Consider the following 18431-nt stretch of genomic DNA (forward strand, 5'->3'; position numbering starts at 1 on the left):
TAGCGGGGCCGGCGGGCCGGAACGGCTTCACTGCGGATGAAACATCTGCACGCTGAAGGAGTCCGGGGTATGCGGGCGGCCGCCGTCGCGCTCGATGAAGCGGAACACGAACCCCTTCCAGGCACGATAGCGCGAGGCCCCCGAATAGGAAGGGATATGCTCGATACCGTCGCACACGATCCCGCTGTCATCGACGGTTACCGTAATCACCGGATCACGAAACTCCACCTCGCCGCCGGGGCAGGAAAGCTCCACCCGGCCATCCCCGGTCTCTTCATGACGGTCGAAGAAATCGCAGCCGGGGCCACCGCTGTCATGGCGATGCCAGCGCACGAACTGCGAAACGCCGGTCAGGGCATGGCGCAGCTGCCCCTTCTTGTCCACCAGTGCCGTTTCCCCCACGATTCCGGGCCGCTCTCGATTGATGCGGTACTCGTCGTAATGGAGCGTGTCATCCTCTTCCACCTGGCTGGCAAAGCGCAGGCGGCCATCCCATATCCCCTTCCGGCCGGCGGACTCGGCAGTATCGAACTCGATGTTGCCGCCATGCGCCGAGTGGCGAAATACCAGCGGATTGGTGTGCTGGCTCTTGCCGGAAGCGCTGCTCTGGATCACGAAGGGCGTCGCCGGCCCCCACTCATCCACCGTGGCGCGTATGGTGGAAGGCTCCACGCGGATGCCACTGGCCGTTGATTCCCGCACCACCAGGGTACCGCCATCGGTCGAGACCCCGCCCATGCGCCCGGAATTCTTCTCGTCGGAGAAGATATCCCGCCAGCCGTAGTGCGCCTTGTTGGCAGCGGCGAAGCAGCGCATGATCTGCTGGCTCATGCTGGTCCGCACCGTCGGCCAGGGCTGCTTGTCGCCCTCGCGACCCTCCCACCAGTTGCCGATGAAGTTGGAGTCGTAGATCAGCTGGGCGAGGATGGCGTCACCGCGCAGGTTCTCGAAGATATTGTCCTGGAAGGTGGTGCCGTGCAGCCGCCCCCGGGTGATGAAGGCATCGTTGCAGTAATTGAACTCGTTGCCGATGAGCCGCACCGTGGTCGACTCGCTGTCCTCGGAATCGACCAGCAACCCGGTACCGACGCCGACGAAGGTACAGCGCAAGAGGTTGAAGTTGACCAGGTTGTCGCCGGCATACAGCGCCCGGGCAGCGCTCTTGAAACTGACGTTCTCGATCACGCTGTTATAGCCGTAGACGCGCAGACAGGTGAGTTCGCCCCGGTAGCCGTCACCATTGAAGACCAGATCGCGAACCACCGGGCCGTGATTGCTGAACATCGGCTCATCGCCGAGGGTGTGATGCGGCACCAGCCGGGCGCCTTCATCATCGGAGCGATCCGCCCGGCTGCGACCGCCACCGATCAGGTTGCGTCGCCTGAGATCGACATGACGGCCAATGGCGTAGGTTCCCGGCGGGATATACAGATTCTTGACCCGCTCCGAACGCACCGCCCGCACGAAGGCTTCCGAGCTGTCACGCCGTCCTGAGGGATCGGCGCCCCAGTAGAGGATGTTCTCCAGCGCCTCGGCATCGAGTGCCTCGCTGCGCTGCCGCTGGCCATCCGCCCGACTCGGCGCCGCCACCGTGGCGACCAGACCGGCGGCCGGCACCAGGGTCAGGGCGCGACGCATGAAGCGACGCCGATTGCGATCATCCTCTTTCATGGACATGACGCTGCTCTCCCGCTGTTGATTCGATGACTGCTTCCAGGCGCCCCCTGGCTGAGCTGCCGGGGATACTGCCCGCCCGCACAAGGGGCGATCATTTATTTACATTCTGCAACATGATGCATTGCAGGCGGTTTATGATCGCCCCGGGAGCGCTTACAATCGCCCCGTAACCCATGACACCGTTGCCAGGACATCCGGCCATGCCTGCGTGCCCGCCAGCTTCCGACCTTCAGCTTTACCTGCGCGACTGGCGCGGCTGGCTACCCGGCAGCGCTGTTACCGACAACGAGCGGATCGATGTCAGTGACCAGCCTGCCGCCAACCACATTCCGGCGATGCTGCGCCGGCGCCTGACCCCGCTGGGACGGGCCGTCTGCGGCATGCTGCATGCGCTGGGCAGCGAAGCCGAGGGCATCCCGATCCTGCATGCTTCCCGCCATGGTGACGGTCACCGGCCGCTCGACATGCTGGACACCATCGCGACCGGTGACGGGGTGTCACCGGCCCGTTTCAGCCTGTCGGTACACAATGCCATTGTCGGGGTACACTCCATTGCCAGCGGCCATCACGCCCCGATGGCCGCCATCGCCGCTACCGGCGATGAATTTGCTGCCCTGCTCGAAGAGAGCCTGGGCTATCTGGCCGACGGTCAGCCGGAAGTCATTGCCGTCTTCAGTGACAGCCCGCTGCCGACGCGCTATCGTGCCGCCGACATTGCCCCGGAGACTCCGGCAGCCGTGGCGCTGAGATTCTCCTCTCGCCAGGGCCGCCGGCTGCATGAGCGGCCGCTCGACCACGCGGCAGCAGCCGAGACGATCACGCCACCACGAGTGATCGACTGGCTCTGTCGGGAGCGCAGCCGCCTGACCACGGCCCGGCCGCCCTGCTGCTGGACGCTGGAAGCCCCCCTCCGGGGCATGCAACATTGACCCGGTGACTGTCTCAATGATTGTCCCCAATGACTGCCCGCGACAAAGAGAGTTCCATGGCCGAAACCGCCCAGACCCCGCTTGAACGATCACTGGCCGAGATGATCATCGAAACCCTCGAGCTCGAGGATATCGCCACCGATGACATCGACCCCGAAGCGCCGCTGTTCGGCGAGGGGCTCGGGCTGGACTCGATCGATGCCCTGGAGCTGGGGCTGGCGCTGCAGAAACACCATGGCATCCGGCTGGACAGCGACAGCGAGGATAACCGCACCCACTTTGCCAGTCTGCGCAATCTGGCCGCGCTGGTTGAAGCACGACGCGCTACCTGAGTACGTCTGAATGCCTTTCCGGCGCCCTGGTTCGTCCATCCTCCCCCCGCTGCTCATCGGGCTATTGATGCCGCTGGCCTGGTGGCTGATCCTGCCTGTCACCGGGCCGCTGCCGGTCCTGCTGCTGGGGCTGGGCGTACTGCTGTGGCAGGCAGTGGTCACCCCGCATCGCGGGCGTTATTTCTTCATGATGGTGATCCTGACGCTACTGGCGCTGTTCGGCCATGCCGAAACAGGCATGCGCGCCTGGCCGGTGGTCATCAACCTGAGCCTGGCGGGAATATTCGCAAGCTCGTTGCGCGCCGGCCGCATACCGCTGATCGAGCGGCTGGCGCGCCGCAGCGAACCCGGACTGCCACCCTCGGGCGTGCGTTATACGCGGCGGGTCACCCTGGTCTGGTGCGGCTTTTTCACCCTCAATGCGCTGATCGCACTGCTGACCGCCCTGGCGGGCTCGCACGATGTCTGGCTCGGCTACAACGGCGGCATCAGCTACCTGCTGACCGGCCTGCTCATGCTCGGTGAGTGGTGCGTCCGCCGCCGGGTGCGTCGCCGGCATGCCCGAACATCGGCCATCGCACCGGAGGTCGTATCATGAGCGCCGCCCCGCCGGCCCGGCTGAGCGAGGCCCCGTGGCGTACCCGTGACGCCAGTGCCGCAATCGCCTGTACCACGGCCGAGACACGCACCTGCCAGCAGCTCCATCATGCGCTGGCCGAGCGTCAGCAGCAGCTGCGCTCGCACGGTACCACGTCGGCGGATATCGCCCTGTTCGAGCCCGATCCGTGGCAGTTCGTGGTCTCCCTGCTGGCGCTGTGGCATCTCGGCCACCGGGTCTGGCTGCCCGGCGACGACCGGCCCGAAACCCGACAGGCCCTGCAGCAGCGCCGGATTCCATGGCTGAGCCCGAGCGCGCTGCCGTTGCCCTCGGCAAGGGCCACCGCGCCGCGCCCCTGCTGGGGGCCACTGGCGGCGGAAGCCACCGCCGTGGTGCTGTTCACCTCGGGCTCGAGCGGCGAACCGGTGCCGCTGGCCAAGCGCTTTGACCAGCTCGACAGCGAGGTCGCCGCGCTTCATCACTGTCGCCCGCTCGCACCGGGCTGCATCATCAGTCAGGTCAGTCACCAGCACATCTACGGGCTGACCTCGGCACTGCTGCGTCCGCTCTGCGAAGCCCGCCCCTTCGGGCTCGAGCCGGCGTGGTGGCCGGAGAGCGTCAGCCGCCTGCTGGACACGCTCGGGGTCAGTGCCCTGATCAGCTCGCCGGCCCAGCTGTCGCGGCTGCCGGAATCCCTTCACCTGAGCCGGCATCCGCATGACATCTTCAGCTCCGGCGCACCGCTATCGGCCGAGGCCGCAGCGACCGCGGAACGCCTGCTGGCCGCCCCGGTGACCGAGCTCTATGGCAGCTCCGAAACCGGTGGCATCGCTCTCCGGCGTCAGGCCGAGGGCAGCAGCTGGCAGGCCTTCGCCGATGTCGAGACCGACATCCGTGACGGTCTGCTGTGGCTGCGCTCGCCGCGGCTCGATACGCCCGGGCAGTGGTACTGTCACGCCGATCGCGTCGCACCCGGTGCAGGCGGAGGCTTCCACCTGCTCGGCCGCGCCGACCGCATTGCCAAGATCGGTGGCAAGCGGGTGTCGCTGGTATCGATGAGCCAGCATCTCGAAGCCCTGCCGGAGATCAGACGCGCCCACTGCCTGGTCATCGAGCATGCCGGGGGCCGGGTGGGGGCCATCGTCGAGGCCGACAGCGCCGCCCAGCCCGCCGACCATCATTCGCGCCGAGCCCTGATCGACCACCTGCGAACCCGGCTGGCCGAGGCGTTCGAGACCACCGCCCTGCCCCGTTTCTGGCGCTTCGTGCCCGAGTGGCCGGTCAACGCCCAGGGCAAGCTGACCCGGGCGACCATTACCCGGCTGTTTGCCGATCTCGACGACCGCCGGCGGGTCCGCTGGCTGGGCACCCGCTTCGAGAGCGCCGACCACTGCCGGGTAACGCTCGAGGTTCCGGAGCGGCTGCTGCAGCTCGATGGCCACTTTCCCGGCCGGCCGATCGTGCCCGGCGTCGCCCAGCTCGACTGGGTGGTGCACTACTGCCGGGAGGCGTTTGCCGCTCACGGCGACGGCCAGTGCTTCGAGCGGATCAAGTTTCCGCTGCTGCTGCTGCCCGGTGAGCGGGTCACCCTGACCCTGCAACGTCATGACGCGCGAATCGGCTTCCGCCTCGACTCGAGCCGCGGCTGTCACGCCAGCGGCCGGCTGCTGATCGCACCGCGAACCACGGACCTCGACCCATGAGCCAGAGTCGAACCCGGCGGACCGATCACGGCGACGTCACTGCCTGTCTGTTGATTCCGGTCTACAACCATGAGAATGCCATCGCCCAGACCTGCGCGACGCTCTCGGCGCTCGGCCTGCCGATCATCCTGGTCGATGATGGCAGCCATGCCCGCTGCGCCCGGATACTCGCCGAGCTGGTCGAACGGGACGGTCATCGGCTGCTGACCCTGCCCCGCAATGGCGGCAAGGGCGCCGCCGTGCGCGCCGGGCTGGATTTCGCCGAGCAGGCGGGATTCACCCATGCGCTGCAGGTCGATGCCGACGGCCAGCACTGTCTCGCGGACCTGCCGGCCTTTCTCGAGCACGCCCATGCCGATCCGCAGCAGCTCGCCATCGGCTACGCCTGCTACGACCACAGCGTACCGCGTCACCGCTACTACAGCCGTTACATCACCCATGTCTGGGTATGGTGCAATACCCTGTCGACCGCGCTGCGCGATACCATGTGCGGCGTGCGGCTCTATCCGCTGGCCGCCACCAATGCGCTGCTGCGCCGCCACCCCTGCGGCAACCGCATGGAGTTCGATTCCGAAGTGCTGGTGCGCTGGTACTGGCGGGGCCATCGTCTGATCAACCTGCCGGTGCGGGTCTCCTACCCGCGCGACGGCATTTCGCACTTCCGGCTGGTCCGCGACAACCTGCTGATGGCGCGCATGCATCTGCGGCTGACCCTGGGCATGCTCAGGCGGCTGTTTCCCCTGCTCAGAAGGCGAACCCGATGACGGCACCACACGGACAGGACACTCACTGGTCACGGGTCGAGGAGTCCGGCACGGTTACCGGCATGCGGCTCATGCTGGCCATCGACCGCTGGCTCGGCGAGTGGGCCTTCCGGCTCCTGCTGATTCCGGCGGCCGCCTATTTCTGGCTGCGACGTCCGCTGGCGCGGCGGGCCTCACGCGAGTATCGCCATCGGCTGCAGCACACCTTTCCGCAGCTGCGGCTGGGGCCGCTGGCCACCCTGCGCCACTTCATCTGCTTCGGCATGACCATGCTCGACAAGGTTCGTGCCCTGCACGGGCGGATCGATGGCGAGCGGGTGCACCTGCCCGATCGGGCCACCCTGCGTGAGGCCATCGAATCGGGCCGGGGCGGCCTGATCCTGGTCTCCCACCTCGGCAATCACGAGATCTGTCAGGCGCTCTCCCGCCAGCGTCCCGATCTGCGCCTCAGCCTGCTGATGCACACCCGCCATGCCCAGCGCTTCAACGCCCTGCTGGCAAGTGCCGATCGCGGCGAGCGGGTGGAGGTCATCGAGGTCAGCGAGATCACGCCCGAGACCGCCCAGCGACTGCGCGAACGCATCGACGAGGGCGGTTTCGTGGTGATTGCCGCCGATCGCGAGCCGATCAGCGGCGATCAGCGCGCCCGCTCCTTCGACTTTCTCGGCGCACCGGCCCCCTTCCCGGAAGGGGCCTTCCGCCTCGCCCTGCTGCTGCGCTGCCCGCTCTATCTGCTGCTCTGCGCCCGCAACGGCCGCGGCTACAGCGTTCATTTCGAAGCGCTCGGCGACAGCCGGGGCGTGGCTCGCGCCGCCCGCGAGACATGGCTTGCCACGCACATGGCTGCCTTCGTACGCCGTCTGGAAACGTACTGTGGCCGCTACCCGCTGCAGTGGTTCAACTTCTATCCCTTCTGGAAATCGCCTGCCCATGGTTCAGATCGCGGTCAGCGCTGAAGTCGAGCTGCAGGTGGCCTTCGGCGACGTCGACATGATGGCGATCGTCTGGCACGGTCACTATGTGCGCTATTTCGAGGCCGCCCGCAATGCGCTGCTCGATCGGATCGGCTACAACGTCGAGACCATGCGGGCCTTCGGTCACGAGTGGCCGGTCGTCGACCTGCGCATCCGTTACGCCCTGCCGGCCCGTTTCAACCAGCGCCTGATTGCCCGCGCCGAACTGGTGGAGTGGCTGCACCGGCTGCGCATTCGCTACACCGTGTCGGATGCCGACTCCGGCACCCGCCTGACCCGGGGACATACCGATCAGGCCGCCGTGGACATGGCCACCGGGCGACTCTGCATGAACACTCCCGACATCCTGCGCGAACGCCTCGCGCCCTGGCTTGCGCCCCCGGCTTCCGGAGATCCCTGCTCATGATGCCCTCGCTGTTCTACCGCCCGGCAGCACTGCTGCTGCTGTTCATGCTGGGCCTGACCCCGGCCCGGGCGATGACCCTGACCACCCTCGATCAGCAGCTCTCCCGACAGGGCGATGTCAGCGGCACCTTCGAGCAGCACCGCTACCTGGCCGATCTGGAGACCACCATTGACGGCCACGGGCGCTACGCCTTCGAACAGGGGGAGCGGGTACGCTGGCACCTGCTGGCCCCGGTCGAGCAGGATCTGGTGCTCGGCCGTCAGGGGGTCGAACAGGGCGGCGAGATGTTCCGCGATGACCCGGCCGGCATTGCCCGCCTGATCCTGCAGGTCATGCAGGGCGATCTGGCGACACTGCGCAGCCGCTTCAAAGTCAAGCTCAGTGGCGCCCCCACGGACTGGCAGGCGCACCTGACCCCGCGCGGTGAAGCGCTCGGGCGCTATCTCGACCGGATCGAACTGGCCGGCGACCGGCACATGCGCCATGTCCGGATGCTGATGCACAACGGTGACCGGCTCGATATCCAGCTGCAGCCCAACAGTACCGACGCCCGATGAGTGCTTCGGGCCGCCCTGGCGAACGCAGCCGCTGGCTGGCCCGACTGTGGGGGCTGATGCTGCTGGGCTGCGTGATCGCCTCCACCCTGATGCTCCTGCACGGCGCCCGCTTCGACAACCGGGTCACGGCGCTGCTGCCCGAGGATCGCCAGCGCCCGCTGGTGGAGCAGGCCAGCGCGCAGCTGGGCGATCAGTTCGAGGATCGCTTCGCGCTGCTGCTGCAGCTGCCCGGCGGCGATACCGACCGGCTCGAACAGACCACGCGCAGCCTGGCCCGACAGCTCGAGCAGAGCGGTATGGTGACCGCACTGCACTGGCAGCCCGATGATTTCCGTCAGGGGGATCCGCTCGAGACGCTGGGGGCGCAGCGCTACCGGCTGCTGACCCCCGAACTGCGTCAGCAGCTCGACCAGGGCGACTCCGCCGCCCTGCTGCGCCACGCGCTGAGCGGACTGGTGATACCCGCCGGCCTCGACCGCGATCCGGTACGCGACCCCTTCGGTCTGCTGGATGCCTGGCTTGCCGCGCAGCTGCCGAGCCGGATTCACACCGACCACGGCCTGATCACGGTGGCAACCGAGGATGGCCGGGCGGCCATGATCACCGGGCAGCTGACCGGCAGCCCCTATGCTCCCGAGCTGCAGCAGCAGCTGATCGCGGCGATGCAAGGCTTCGAGCAGGCGCACCCCGACGCCACCCTGCTGCGTTCAGGGCTGGTGTTCCACGCAGCCGCCGGGGCCCGGCAGGCGAAACACGAGATTTCTACCTTTGGCGTGGGTGCGCTCATCGGTCTGGTGGTGATGCTGCTGCTGGTGTTCCGCTCGCCGCTGACCCTGCTGACCCTGCTGCTGCCGCTGGTCACCGGCACCGTGCTGGCGCTGACCCTGACGCTGGTCTTCTTCGGCGGCATCCATCTGTTGACGCTGGCCTTCGGCACCAGCCTGATGGGGGTGGCCATCGACTACGCCCTGCACCTGCAGTGCGCCCGGGTCAGCCTGCGCGAGCGCTTTCGGCTGCGCCCGCTGCTGCCCGGCCTGCTGCTGAGTCTGCTCTCCAGCGCGCTGGCCTACGGCGTACAGGCCTTCACCCCGATGCCGGGACTGCGTCAGATGGCCTTTTTCGCCACCTGCGGTCTGATCGGGGCCTGGCTGACCGTGGTGCTCTGGCTGCCGCAAGTGCCCGTTGGGCGTTCGCCCTTTACCGAACGCATCATCGCCAGCCTGTGGCAGCTGCTGGGCCGGTTGCGGGGACGCCTGTCGTGGCGCCTGGCGCTGCTGCTGGCCGTAGTGGCACTGACCATTTGCGCGGGTCTGACCCGCACCAACGACAGCCTGCGGCTGCTGGACACCTCCTCGCCGGCCATGCTCGATCAGGAGCGCCGGATCCAGCAGCTGTTCGGCCGCGATACCGGCACGCTCTATCTGCTGATCACCGCAGCCGACCGGCAGCAGTGGCTGGAGCAGGTCGAGGCACTGACACCGACCCTCGAGACGCTGGTCGACAATGATCATCTGGGCGGGTTCGACAGCCTGGCCTCGGCCGTGCCCTCCCACGCCCGCCAGCAGCAGAATCTCGAGCGGGTGCGCCGGCTCTACCGTACCACCCTGCCGAAACTCTATGACCGCGCCGGCCTGCCGGAGCAGCTCGAACAGCGGGCCATGCAGCCGCTCGCCGCCCCGCCCCGGCTGGAGATCGACGACTGGCTGGGGTCGCCGCTGGGCGAGGGGGATCGCCGCCTCTGGCTGGGCAACGTCGATCCGAAGGACACCCGGGCCGCCACAGGGCCGTCACCGGTGGCCGGCATGGTGGTACTGTCCGGTCGTTTCGATGCCACCGCCCGGGCGCGCATGCAGCAGCTCGCCGCCGACCACGAGGGCGTCAGCTTCGTCGATCGCGTCGGTCGGCTCTCCGCCGTACTGGGTGAGCTACGCCAGCAGATCGCCGTCTGGGTGGCCATGGCGCTGGTGGCACTGGTGGGGATCCTGACGTTGCGCTACCGTGGACGCACCTGGCGGGTGGTCACCCCGGCGGCCGGCGCGATCCTGCTGGTGCTGAGTGCCTACGCCCTCACCGGCGTGCCGCTCAATCTCTTTCATCAGCTCGCCCTGCTGCTGGTGCTGGGGATCGGCCTCGACGCCGGCATCTTCAGCGCCGAACATCCCGATGATCGCCATGTCTGGCTGGCGATCACGCTGTCGACCGCCTCGAGCCTGCTGACCTTCGGCCTGCTGGCCTTCAGTGCCACGCCGGTACTGCACTATATCGGCCTGACGGCGCTGATCGGTCTGAGTGCCGTCTGGCTGCTGACCGCGCTGGTGCAGCCCGCCGGCCGCCACCGTCCATCACGGAAACCGTCATGAGCGATGCCACTCACAAGCCGCAAGCCCACCCGGCACCGCCCCCGGAGACGACCGATATCGCCATCATCGGCGCCGGTCCCGCCGGTGCCGTCGCCGCCTGCCAGCTGCGCGATGCCGGCTGGCGGGTCAGCGTGATCGAGGCGGCACACTTTCCCCGCTTCTCGATCGGCGAGAGCCTGCTGCCCCAGTGTCTGGTCGATCTCGACCGGGCCGGGCTGGGGGACACGGTGCGCGCCGCCGGTTATCAGTACAAGAACGGCGCCCGCTTTCGCTGCGGTGCCGAGCAGCGGGATATCCACTTTCCCGACAACGCCTGGGACGAGACGCCGCCCCGGCCGGGCGATGCCTTCCAGGTCGAGCGCGCGGATTTCGACCAGCGCCTGATCAACGCCGCCGCCGAACGCGGCGCCCGGGTCCGCTTCGGCTGCCGGGTGACGGGTTTTACGCCCGACGCGCAGCATCCCGAGCTGGCGCTCGACAACGGCAGCCGGCTGCGGGCACGGCTGGTGCTGGATGCCAGCGGCTTCGCCCGCGTGCTGACCCGTCAGCTCGAAACCGCCCGGGCGTCCCGGCTGCCGGATCGCCACGCCCTCTTCACCCATGTCGCCCTGCCCGAGCATACCCCCGGGCTGGAGCGCCGGCGCATTCTGATCGGCATGCATCCCGATACGCCGGCACTCTGGTACTGGCTGATTCCGCTCAGCGGTGACAGGGCCTCGCTGGGCTTTGTCGGCGACCCCGAACGGCTGGCCGCCTTCGGCAGCGACGAGGAGAGTCGGCTGACAGGGCTGATCGGGCACTTTGCCGAACTGGCCGCACTGTTTGGTGATCCGAAGCGGCTGCGCCCGACAGCTACCCTGGCCGGCTACAGTAGTGACGCCGTGCACCTCAGCGGCCCCGGTTACGTGCTGCTCGGCAACGCCGGCGAGTTTCTCGATCCGATCTTCTCCTCGGGCGTGACCGTGGCCATCCGCTCGGCGATGCTGGCCGCCCCGCTGGCCGATCGCCAGCTGCGGGGCGAGACCGTCGACTGGGAGAGCAAATATGAACAACCACTGCGCCGCGGGCTGGCGACCTTCCGGGCCTTTGTCGAGGCCTGGTATGATGGCCGCCTGCCGCGGATCATCTTTCATCCCGAACCGCCCGGCTATCTGCACCGCATGATCTGCGCCGTACTGGCCGGTTACGCATGGGATGAGCGCAACCCCTTCGTACAGGCTCCCGAACGACGCCTGGCCACGCTGGCACAACTGTGTGAATGATCGCCATGTCTCCTGTCCGCTTGCCCTTTCATCGTCTCGTGCCGGCCCTGCTGCTGCTCTGGCTGAGCGGCTGTGTCGCCCCGCCGCTCTCGCCGACACCCGATCTGGCGGCCCGTCAGGCGCCCGACACCCGGGTGGCGCGGCTTGATTTCGTTCCCTTCACCGAGCCCGGGCAGGCACGCACCCTGATTGCCGCCATTCGCCGCGCCTGCGGTGAGCTGCGCGTCGTGCTGGCCACCCCCACCGGGCAGCGCCTGCTGACGCTGGTGCATGATGAGCAGGGCGCGCGCTATACCCAGCACCTGATGCCGGAGGCCCCACCCTTCCCGGCCATCTGGCTGGCACAGCGACTGGAGTGGGGGCTGTGGCCGCTCGACAGCCTGCAGCAGGCCTTTGCCGGCAGTGACTGGCATGCCCGCGAGACATCCAACGGACCGGGGATCATCCGTCGCATCGAGCATGGTCCGCGGCTGGTGGCGCGGATCGACCGCTGGCCGTCCCATGATGTGCTGACCGATTACAGCGGCGGCTACCGCCTGACCATTACCCCTCTGTCGGACAAGCCGGCCTCCCGGCAGGAAGCACCATGACGCACCCGTTCCCCTGTCGTCTCTCCGCCCCCGGGGTGATCTGCAGCATCGGTGGCGAACACGCCGCCATCCTCGAGGCGCTGACCCACGGTCGCCGCGGCCTGACCCCGAGCGACCGCCATACGCCCGGGCGCACGCTGCCGGTAGGCGCGATCGAGGCGCCGCTCCCGGATCCCTCGGCGTGGCCGACGGAACACGCCAGCCGCAACAATCAGCTGATCGCCCATGCCCTGGCGGCGCTGGGCGATGCCCTGCCCGAGCTGCTCGAACAGGTGGCACCACGGCGGATCGGCGTCGTCATGGGCACCAGCACCTCGGGCGTGCTGGAAACCGAACTGGCAATCGAGCGTACCGGCCCGGGCCAGCCGTTCGATGACGGATATCGCTACGCCCGTCAGGAGATCGGTGCCCCGGCCCGTTTCATTGCCGATCATCTCGGTCTGGGCGGCCCGGCCTGGACCCTGTCGACCGCCTGCAGCTCGGGTGCCCGCGCGCTGGGGGCCGCCCGCCGCATGCTGCGCTCGGGGCGGGTCGATGCGGTGATTGCCGGCGGCGCCGATACCCTGTGCGGTCTGACCGTCAACGGCTTCGACGCGCTGGGGGCGATCAGCGAGGCGCCCTGCCAGCCGTTTTCCGCCCATCGCCGGGGGATCAACATCGGCGAGGCGGCGGCGCTGTTCATCGTTACCGCGCAATCCGGCGGCATTCAGCTGACCGGGGTGGGCGAAAGTTCCGATGCCCACCACATTTCGGCGCCCGACCCGTCCGGCGATGGCGCCGTCGCCGCCATGCAGCAGGCGCTGAGCATGGCGCAGACCGGCCCGGAGGGCGTTGACTACCTTAACCTGCACGGCACCGCCACCGAACACAACGATGCCATGGAGGCTCGTGCCATCGCCCGGCTGTTCGGCGATCGCCGCCCGGCCTGCAGCTCGACCAAGGCGCTGACCGGCCATACCCTGGGAGCCGCCGGGGCGCTGGAGGCCGCCTTCTGCTGGCTGGGCCTGGCGCATCAGCAGCTGCCGCTGCATGTTCATGACGGCCATCCGGACCCGGCACTGCCGGCACTGCCACTGATCACCGCCAGCCGGCCGAGGCGCCCGATGACCCGGGCGCTGTCCAATGCCTTCGCCTTCGGTGGCAACAATGTGGCGCTGATGCTGGAGCAGACCTCATGAGCCCATGGCCCGGGATCGCCCGACTGGTGCCGCACGGTGGCCGGATGTGTCTGCTTGATGCCGTGCTGGCCTGCGACAGCCATCGCCTCGAGGCCACCTTCACGCCTGATGCGAGTGACCCCTTTGCCGGCGAGGCGGGCATCGGCGCCCACGTCGGGCTGGAGTGGATGGCGCAGGCCGTGGCCGCCTGGGCGACACTCAATGCCGCCGGCGAGAACGGCGCCGAGGCCCCCGCTCCGGGCATGCTGGTCAGCGTGCGCCGGTTCGAATCCACCTGCGTCCACTTTCCCTTCGGAGAGCCGGTCACGGTCGCAGTTGAACTCGAGTTGAGCGGCGCCAACGGCCTGTACGGTTTTCGCGGTACGCTGAAGAGCGCCGGAGAGCAGCGCGCCGAGGCCGAATTCCGGGTCTATCAGCCCACCCTCGGGGAGCGCGATCAGCCGGCTCCCGATGCCTCACAGGAGCCCCGATGAGCGACGACAGCCACCGCTGCATCCTGGTGACCGGTGCCGGTCGCGGCCTCGGTCGTGCCATTGCCCTGCGCCTGGCGCAGGATGGCTTCGATATTGCCGTGCACTACCACAACAGCCGGGAAGCGGCGGAGCAGGTGGCCGACGAGGTACGCGCCCTGGGGCGCACGGCTCGCCTGCTCACCTTTGATCTGGCCGACCGGGCCGCTGCCCGGGCTGCCCTGGAAGCCGATATCGCCGAACACGGGGCCTGCTACGGCGTGATCCTCAACGCCGGCTATCACAGTGATGCGCCCCTGCCCGGGATGAGCGACGAGCAGTGGGATCGGGTGATGGATGTCAACCTGGACGGCTTCTACAACGTGTTGCGCCCGATGATCATGGCCATGATCCAGCGCCGCCGCGGTGGCCGCATCGTCACCCTCTCCTCGGCTGCCGGCGAGCTCGGCAACCGCGGTCAGGTCAACTACAGCGCGGCCAAGGGCGGGCTGATCGCAGCCACCCGGGCACTGTCGGTGGAGCTGGCCAGGCGTAATATCACGGTCAACTGCGTGGCGCCGGGCTGGATCGAAAGCGACATGACAGCCGAGATCAGCCGGGAGGAGATCCGGCGTGCGGTGCCCATGGAGCGTGCCGGCCGGGCCGACGAGGTCGCCGGTACCATCAGCTTCCTCTGCTCCGCCGATGCCAGCTATGTCACCCGCCAGGTCATTGCCGTCAACGGCGGGCTGTACTGACCACCCCCCGATCAGGGAGCGAACGGGAGATGCGCGTGAGTCAACGAGAAACCCTCTACCGCTACATGGCGAGCGTCATCAACCGGCTGGACCGCCGGGGCCGCTGGCTGCGCTATCACTATCGCGACCGGCGCCTGCTGGAAGGTACCATCCTGCCGGCCATCGCTCGCGACGAGGCCCCAGGGCGACTGCTGATGGTCGGCTGTGACTGGTACACCCGGCACTATCCGCTCTGTTTCAACGGCTGCTCGGTCACTACCATGGACATCGATGCTGCCAAGGCCTGGTTCGGGGCCCGCTGCCACATTACCGATTCGCTCGCCAACGTATCCCGCCACTTCGACCGTGATTCGCTCGATACCGTCATCTGCAACGGCGTGATCGGCTGGGGGCTCGACAGTCGCGCGGAGATCGAGCAGGCGCTGGCCGGCTGCATCGAGGCCCTGCGCCCCGGCGGGCTGCTGCTGATCGGCTGGAATGACAAGGCCCCGCACAATGCCCACGCCCCGCACGCCATGACCGCGCTGACGCCCATGGAGCCGATCCATGTGCCCGGGCTGGCGACCCATGAGATGATGGCCCTGGCGCGCAATCGCCATACCTTTCAGGCCTGGCGCAAGCCCGTGACGCCGACCGTCGATCCGACGGCGCCAGCCCGGTCAGCGGCCTCCGTCGGGGATACGCCAGCCACGCCTGAGTCCGACTAGTCGCCCGTCGATGTGCCGATGGGCTTTGCCTGAGCGATCCCGGACGCTACATTAGGCGCCCTGTAAAGCCGTCGTTTTTCGCCCCCGGAGGAGCACGCATGACGCTGAAAACCACCCTGACCGCCGCTGCAATCGGCATGGTGCTGTCGCTGGGCATGGCCGGCAGCGCCCAGGCGCGCAACGATTTCCTGATGCAGCCGCTGGCCAGCGTCTTTTCGCAGCCCGAGGCCCAACAGAAGCTCGACCCCTCGATCCAGCTCTTCTTTGCCGATCAGCTGCATCCCGATATCGATACCCGACGCGGCGGCTACTACGTCAGCCACAAGGTCAGCTCGGTGTTCAAGTCCGACGAGGAAGCCTGCCGCCAGGCGGCGCTGGAATCACTGCTCGATCTGCAAAAGCGGGCGCGTGAAGTCGGTGCCAATGCCATCGTCAATATCATCAGCTACTACGACCAGCGCGCCAATCCCAACAATGATCGCTACGAGTGCCACGCCGGCAACGTGATTACCGAGGTCGCCCTCAAGGGCGAGATGGTCACCCTCGACAAGCAGTAGGCCACCCCGGTCGTGCCGGAGGCAGGCGGCTCCGGCACTCGGCGCTTTCTCAGCCCCGCGAGCGCAGCAGCAGCAGTGCGCCGGGCATGTGCTCCAGCAGGTGATGCGTGGTGCTGCCGCTCAGCCAGCGGCGCAGCGATGAGTGCCCATAGGCCCTCATGACCGTGAAGTCGATCTGCTGCTCGCGAGCGTAGCTCGGCAACTGCTGGCGCGCCTCGCCCTCCAGGGTAACGGCCCGCCCCGACAGTCCGGCTGCCGAGAGCCGCTCCACCGCTGTCTCCGGGGTGTTCGCGCTGGCCGACTCGCCGACCTGCACCACATGGCACTCCAGCCCTTTCAGCCAGCCGCACTCGATCAGCCATTCGACCTGACGCAGCGCGCGCGCACTGCCGTCGAAGGCAATCAGCACCCGCTGCGGCTCGTGATACTCGTCGGGGGCGATCATCAGCGGCGAGGTGACCGTATGCGCCAGTGACTCCAGGTGCTCACCGAGCGGCCTGCGGTCCTCGCCCAGCGCATGGCGGCGACCGCAGCGGCCGACCACCAGCAGCATGTTGTCGCGGCACAGCTCCGCCAGGGTGGATTCGACCTCACCGTGGCGCTGGAGGGTGGAGATCTCGTCGACCCTGCTGCTCAGTCGCTCGCTCAGAGCCTGCAGCATGGCACGTCCCTGCTCCCGGGCCCGGCGCGCCTGACGGGCATCCTCCTCGGTCAGGTCATCCAGCAGCTGCTCGCGGGCGCCCAGGCCGATCTGCCCGGAAAGGTCCCCCTGTGCACCACTGCCGGCGTGCTCCAGCACATGCAGCAGACACAGCGGCGCGCCCAGCCGGCGAGCCGCCCAGGCCGCATGGTCACCGACAGCACTGTCGGCGTGAGCGTCATCGTCGAAACAGGCGATGATGGATGCAGTCATGGCTTGCTCTCTGTCGGTACCGCACACCGCCCCTCGGGCAGCGTCGGAAATGGAGTCAGCGGGCCCCGGCCGGCGAGGCCCGCGCGAGGGCATGAGCGGGTCGGTTCAGTGCCCGCCCGGTTCAATGATGCCATCGCTCTTGTCGTGTACACTGAAACGATCGACCATCGTCTGACTCGCCTCGTTGAGGCCGACCACCTCGACCTCGGTGCCTTCACGACGGAATTTCATCACGATCCGATCCAGAATCTCGACCGCCGTGATATCCCAGAAGTGCGCCCGGCTGACATCGATGCGCACCCGGTCGATATCCTCCTTGAGATCGAAGGCTTCGGCAAAGCGGGTACTGGAGGCGAAGAAGACCTGCCCGGAAACGCGATAGATGCGCTGCTGCGGGTCCTCCTCGCTCAGGCTACTGTCGATGTGCAGGATGCGCCCGATCTTGTTGGCAAAGAACAGCGACGCCAGCAGCACCCCGACCAGCACGCCCAGCGCCAGATTGTGGGTCGCCACCACCACGGCCACGGTCGCCAGCATGACGATGTTGGTGGTCAGCGGCTTTTTGGGGATATCGCGGATCGACGCCCAGTCGAAGGTACCGATCGACACCATGATCATCACCGCCGCCAGCGCCGCCATGGGGATCTGCGCCACCCAGGGACCGAGGAAGACCACGAATACCAGCACCCCGATACCGGCGACCATGGTCGACAGGCGCGTACGGCCGCCCGATTTCACGTTGATCACGGTCTGGCCGATCATGCCGCAGCCGGCCATGCCGCCGAGAAAGCCGGTAGCGATATTGGCAATGCCCTGACCGCGGCACTCGCGGTTCTTGTCGCTGCCGGTATCGGTCAGGTCATCCACGATGGTGGCCGTCATCATCGATTCCAGCAGCCCCACCACCGAAAGGGTCAGCGCGGTCGGGAAGATGATCTGCAGGGTCTCGAAGTTCCACGGGATATCGGGCAGCAGAAAGATCGGCAGACTGTCCGGCAGCTCGCCCATGTCGCCGACCTGATGGACATCAAGCCCCATGATCATCGATACGGCGGTCATCACGATGATGCAGACCATGGGCGACGGAATCACCTTGCCGACCTTCGGAATGCGCGGAAACAGATAGATGATCGCCAGTCCGCCGAGGGCGATGGCATAAACCACCGGCCGGGCATTCTCCCCGGTCAGCTCGGGAATCTGCGCCATGAAGATGAGAATCGCCAGCGCATTGACGAAACCGGTCACCACCGAGCGGGAGACAAGGCGCATCAGGTTGCCGAGACGCAGGGCCCCCCAGAGGATCTGCAGCACACCGGTCAGGATGGTGGCCGCCAGCAGATACTGCAGCCCGTGATCGCGTACCAGCCCCACCATCAAAAGCGCCATGGCGCCGGTCGCGGCGGAAATCATTGCCGGGCGACCGCCGGCAATCGCGATCACCACTGCCATCGAAAAGGAGGCATAAAGCCCGACCGCCGGATCGACACCGGCAATGACCGAAAAGGCCAGCGCTTCGGGGATCAGTGCCAGCGCCACGACCAGCCCTGACAGCACATCTGCACGCACGTTGGAAAACCAGTGTCGTCTGAGTGTTTCCATCATCCTCTCTACTCTTGCGTTGGTGGTGATTGATCGGGTGAAGACCGTTGCCGCAGTCCGGCGCTGCCGCCAATGGCGGGGTGACCGACCGCTGCAGCCAGTTTCCATGACAGTCGTG

19 protein-coding genes are annotated in these 18431 nt (G+C 67.5%); 16 read left to right on the forward strand and 3 right to left on the reverse strand.

Going from position 1 to position 18431, the window contains the following annotated elements:
• Positions 1 to 27 precede the first annotated feature (27 nt).
• Entirely contained in the window at positions 28 to 1677 is a 1650-nt protein-coding gene (locus C7446_RS07650; protein ID WP_121172501.1) for a right-handed parallel beta-helix repeat-containing protein, read from the reverse strand.
• 200 nt (positions 1678 to 1877) lie between these two features.
• Between C7446_RS07650 and C7446_RS07655 the strand changes: the two genes are divergently transcribed.
• From C7446_RS07655 to C7446_RS07730, 16 genes are all read left to right on the forward strand, one after another.
• Positions 1878 to 2606, forward strand: coding sequence for a beta-ketoacyl synthase chain length factor (locus tag C7446_RS07655; protein ID WP_170150024.1), 729 nt, complete (start codon positions 1878 to 1880; stop codon positions 2604 to 2606).
• A gap of 56 nt (positions 2607 to 2662) precedes the next feature.
• Positions 2663 to 2938, forward strand: a complete 276-nt coding sequence (locus C7446_RS07660; protein ID WP_121172707.1) for a phosphopantetheine-binding protein — start codon at positions 2663 to 2665, stop codon at positions 2936 to 2938.
• A 67-nt stretch (positions 2939 to 3005) separates the two neighbouring features.
• Complete coding sequence (locus tag C7446_RS07665) at positions 3006 to 3536, forward strand: COG4648 family protein (RefSeq protein WP_121172503.1); 531 nt, start codon at positions 3006 to 3008, stop codon at positions 3534 to 3536.
• Complete coding sequence (locus C7446_RS07670; RefSeq protein ID WP_121172504.1) at positions 3533 to 5239, forward strand: ApeI family dehydratase; 1707 nt, start codon at positions 3533 to 3535, stop codon at positions 5237 to 5239. The genes C7446_RS07665 and C7446_RS07670 overlap by 4 nt, the downstream gene beginning before the upstream one ends.
• Positions 5236 to 6003, forward strand: coding sequence for a glycosyltransferase family 2 protein (locus tag C7446_RS07675; RefSeq protein WP_121172505.1), 768 nt, complete (start codon positions 5236 to 5238; stop codon positions 6001 to 6003). The genes C7446_RS07670 and C7446_RS07675 overlap by 4 nt, the downstream gene beginning before the upstream one ends.
• Positions 6000 to 6959, forward strand: coding sequence for a lysophospholipid acyltransferase family protein (locus C7446_RS07680; RefSeq protein WP_121172506.1), 960 nt, complete (start codon positions 6000 to 6002; stop codon positions 6957 to 6959). Before C7446_RS07675 ends, C7446_RS07680 begins: the two co-directional genes overlap by 4 nt.
• Positions 6934 to 7383: an acyl-CoA thioesterase gene (locus C7446_RS07685; protein WP_121172507.1), complete on the forward strand. Its 450-nt coding sequence runs from the start codon at positions 6934 to 6936 to the stop codon at positions 7381 to 7383. Before C7446_RS07680 ends, C7446_RS07685 begins: the two co-directional genes overlap by 26 nt.
• The gene (locus C7446_RS07690) at positions 7380 to 7940 is read left to right on the forward strand and encodes an outer membrane lipoprotein carrier protein LolA (RefSeq protein ID WP_121172508.1); all 561 of its coding nucleotides are present in this window, start codon (positions 7380 to 7382) and stop codon (positions 7938 to 7940) included. Before C7446_RS07685 ends, C7446_RS07690 begins: the two co-directional genes overlap by 4 nt.
• A complete protein-coding gene (locus C7446_RS07695) occupies positions 7937 to 10300 on the forward strand; it encodes an MMPL family transporter (protein ID WP_121172509.1) in 2364 nt (787 codons plus the stop codon). Before C7446_RS07690 ends, C7446_RS07695 begins: the two co-directional genes overlap by 4 nt.
• On the forward strand, positions 10297 to 11562 hold the full coding sequence (locus C7446_RS07700) for an NAD(P)/FAD-dependent oxidoreductase (protein WP_121172510.1): 1266 nt from the start codon (positions 10297 to 10299) through the stop codon (positions 11560 to 11562). The genes C7446_RS07695 and C7446_RS07700 overlap by 4 nt, the downstream gene beginning before the upstream one ends.
• 5 nt (positions 11563 to 11567) lie before the next feature.
• Positions 11568 to 12152 (forward strand): DUF3261 domain-containing protein, encoded by a 585-nt coding sequence (locus tag C7446_RS07705; protein WP_121172511.1) that lies wholly within the window; start codon positions 11568 to 11570, stop codon positions 12150 to 12152.
• Positions 12149 to 13330, forward strand: coding sequence for a beta-ketoacyl-ACP synthase (locus C7446_RS07710; protein WP_121172512.1), 1182 nt, complete (start codon positions 12149 to 12151; stop codon positions 13328 to 13330). The genes C7446_RS07705 and C7446_RS07710 overlap by 4 nt, the downstream gene beginning before the upstream one ends.
• A complete protein-coding gene (locus tag C7446_RS07715; protein ID WP_121172513.1) occupies positions 13327 to 13803 on the forward strand; it encodes a hotdog family protein in 477 nt (158 codons plus the stop codon). Before C7446_RS07710 ends, C7446_RS07715 begins: the two co-directional genes overlap by 4 nt.
• Complete coding sequence (gene fabG / locus C7446_RS07720) at positions 13800 to 14537, forward strand: 3-oxoacyl-ACP reductase FabG (RefSeq protein ID WP_121172514.1); 738 nt, start codon at positions 13800 to 13802, stop codon at positions 14535 to 14537. The genes C7446_RS07715 and fabG overlap by 4 nt, the downstream gene beginning before the upstream one ends.
• Positions 14538 to 14572: 35 nt before the next feature.
• Positions 14573 to 15244: a class I SAM-dependent methyltransferase gene (locus C7446_RS07725; RefSeq protein ID WP_211327896.1), complete on the forward strand. Its 672-nt coding sequence runs from the start codon at positions 14573 to 14575 to the stop codon at positions 15242 to 15244.
• 98 nt (positions 15245 to 15342) lie between these two features.
• A complete protein-coding gene (locus C7446_RS07730; protein WP_121172515.1) occupies positions 15343 to 15801 on the forward strand; it encodes a YbjQ family protein in 459 nt (152 codons plus the stop codon).
• 49 nt (positions 15802 to 15850) lie between these two features.
• Here C7446_RS07730 and C7446_RS07735 read toward each other — a convergent pair whose 3' ends face one another.
• Both C7446_RS07735 and C7446_RS07740 read right to left on the reverse strand, forming a co-directional pair.
• The gene (locus tag C7446_RS07735) at positions 15851 to 16714 is read right to left on the reverse strand and encodes a universal stress protein (protein WP_170150025.1); all 864 of its coding nucleotides are present in this window, start codon (positions 16712 to 16714) and stop codon (positions 15851 to 15853) included.
• 105 nt (positions 16715 to 16819) lie between these two features.
• Positions 16820 to 18316 carry a SulP family inorganic anion transporter gene (locus C7446_RS07740; RefSeq protein WP_121172517.1) on the reverse strand — a complete coding sequence of 499 codons (1497 nt, stop codon included), beginning with the start codon at positions 18314 to 18316 and terminating at the stop codon, positions 16820 to 16822.
• Between the last annotated feature and the right edge of the window lie 115 nt (positions 18317 to 18431).

The sequence above is a fragment of the Kushneria sinocarnis genome (genome assembly GCF_003633775.1).
Classification (GTDB): Bacteria; Pseudomonadota; Gammaproteobacteria; order Pseudomonadales; family Halomonadaceae; genus Kushneria; species Kushneria sinocarnis.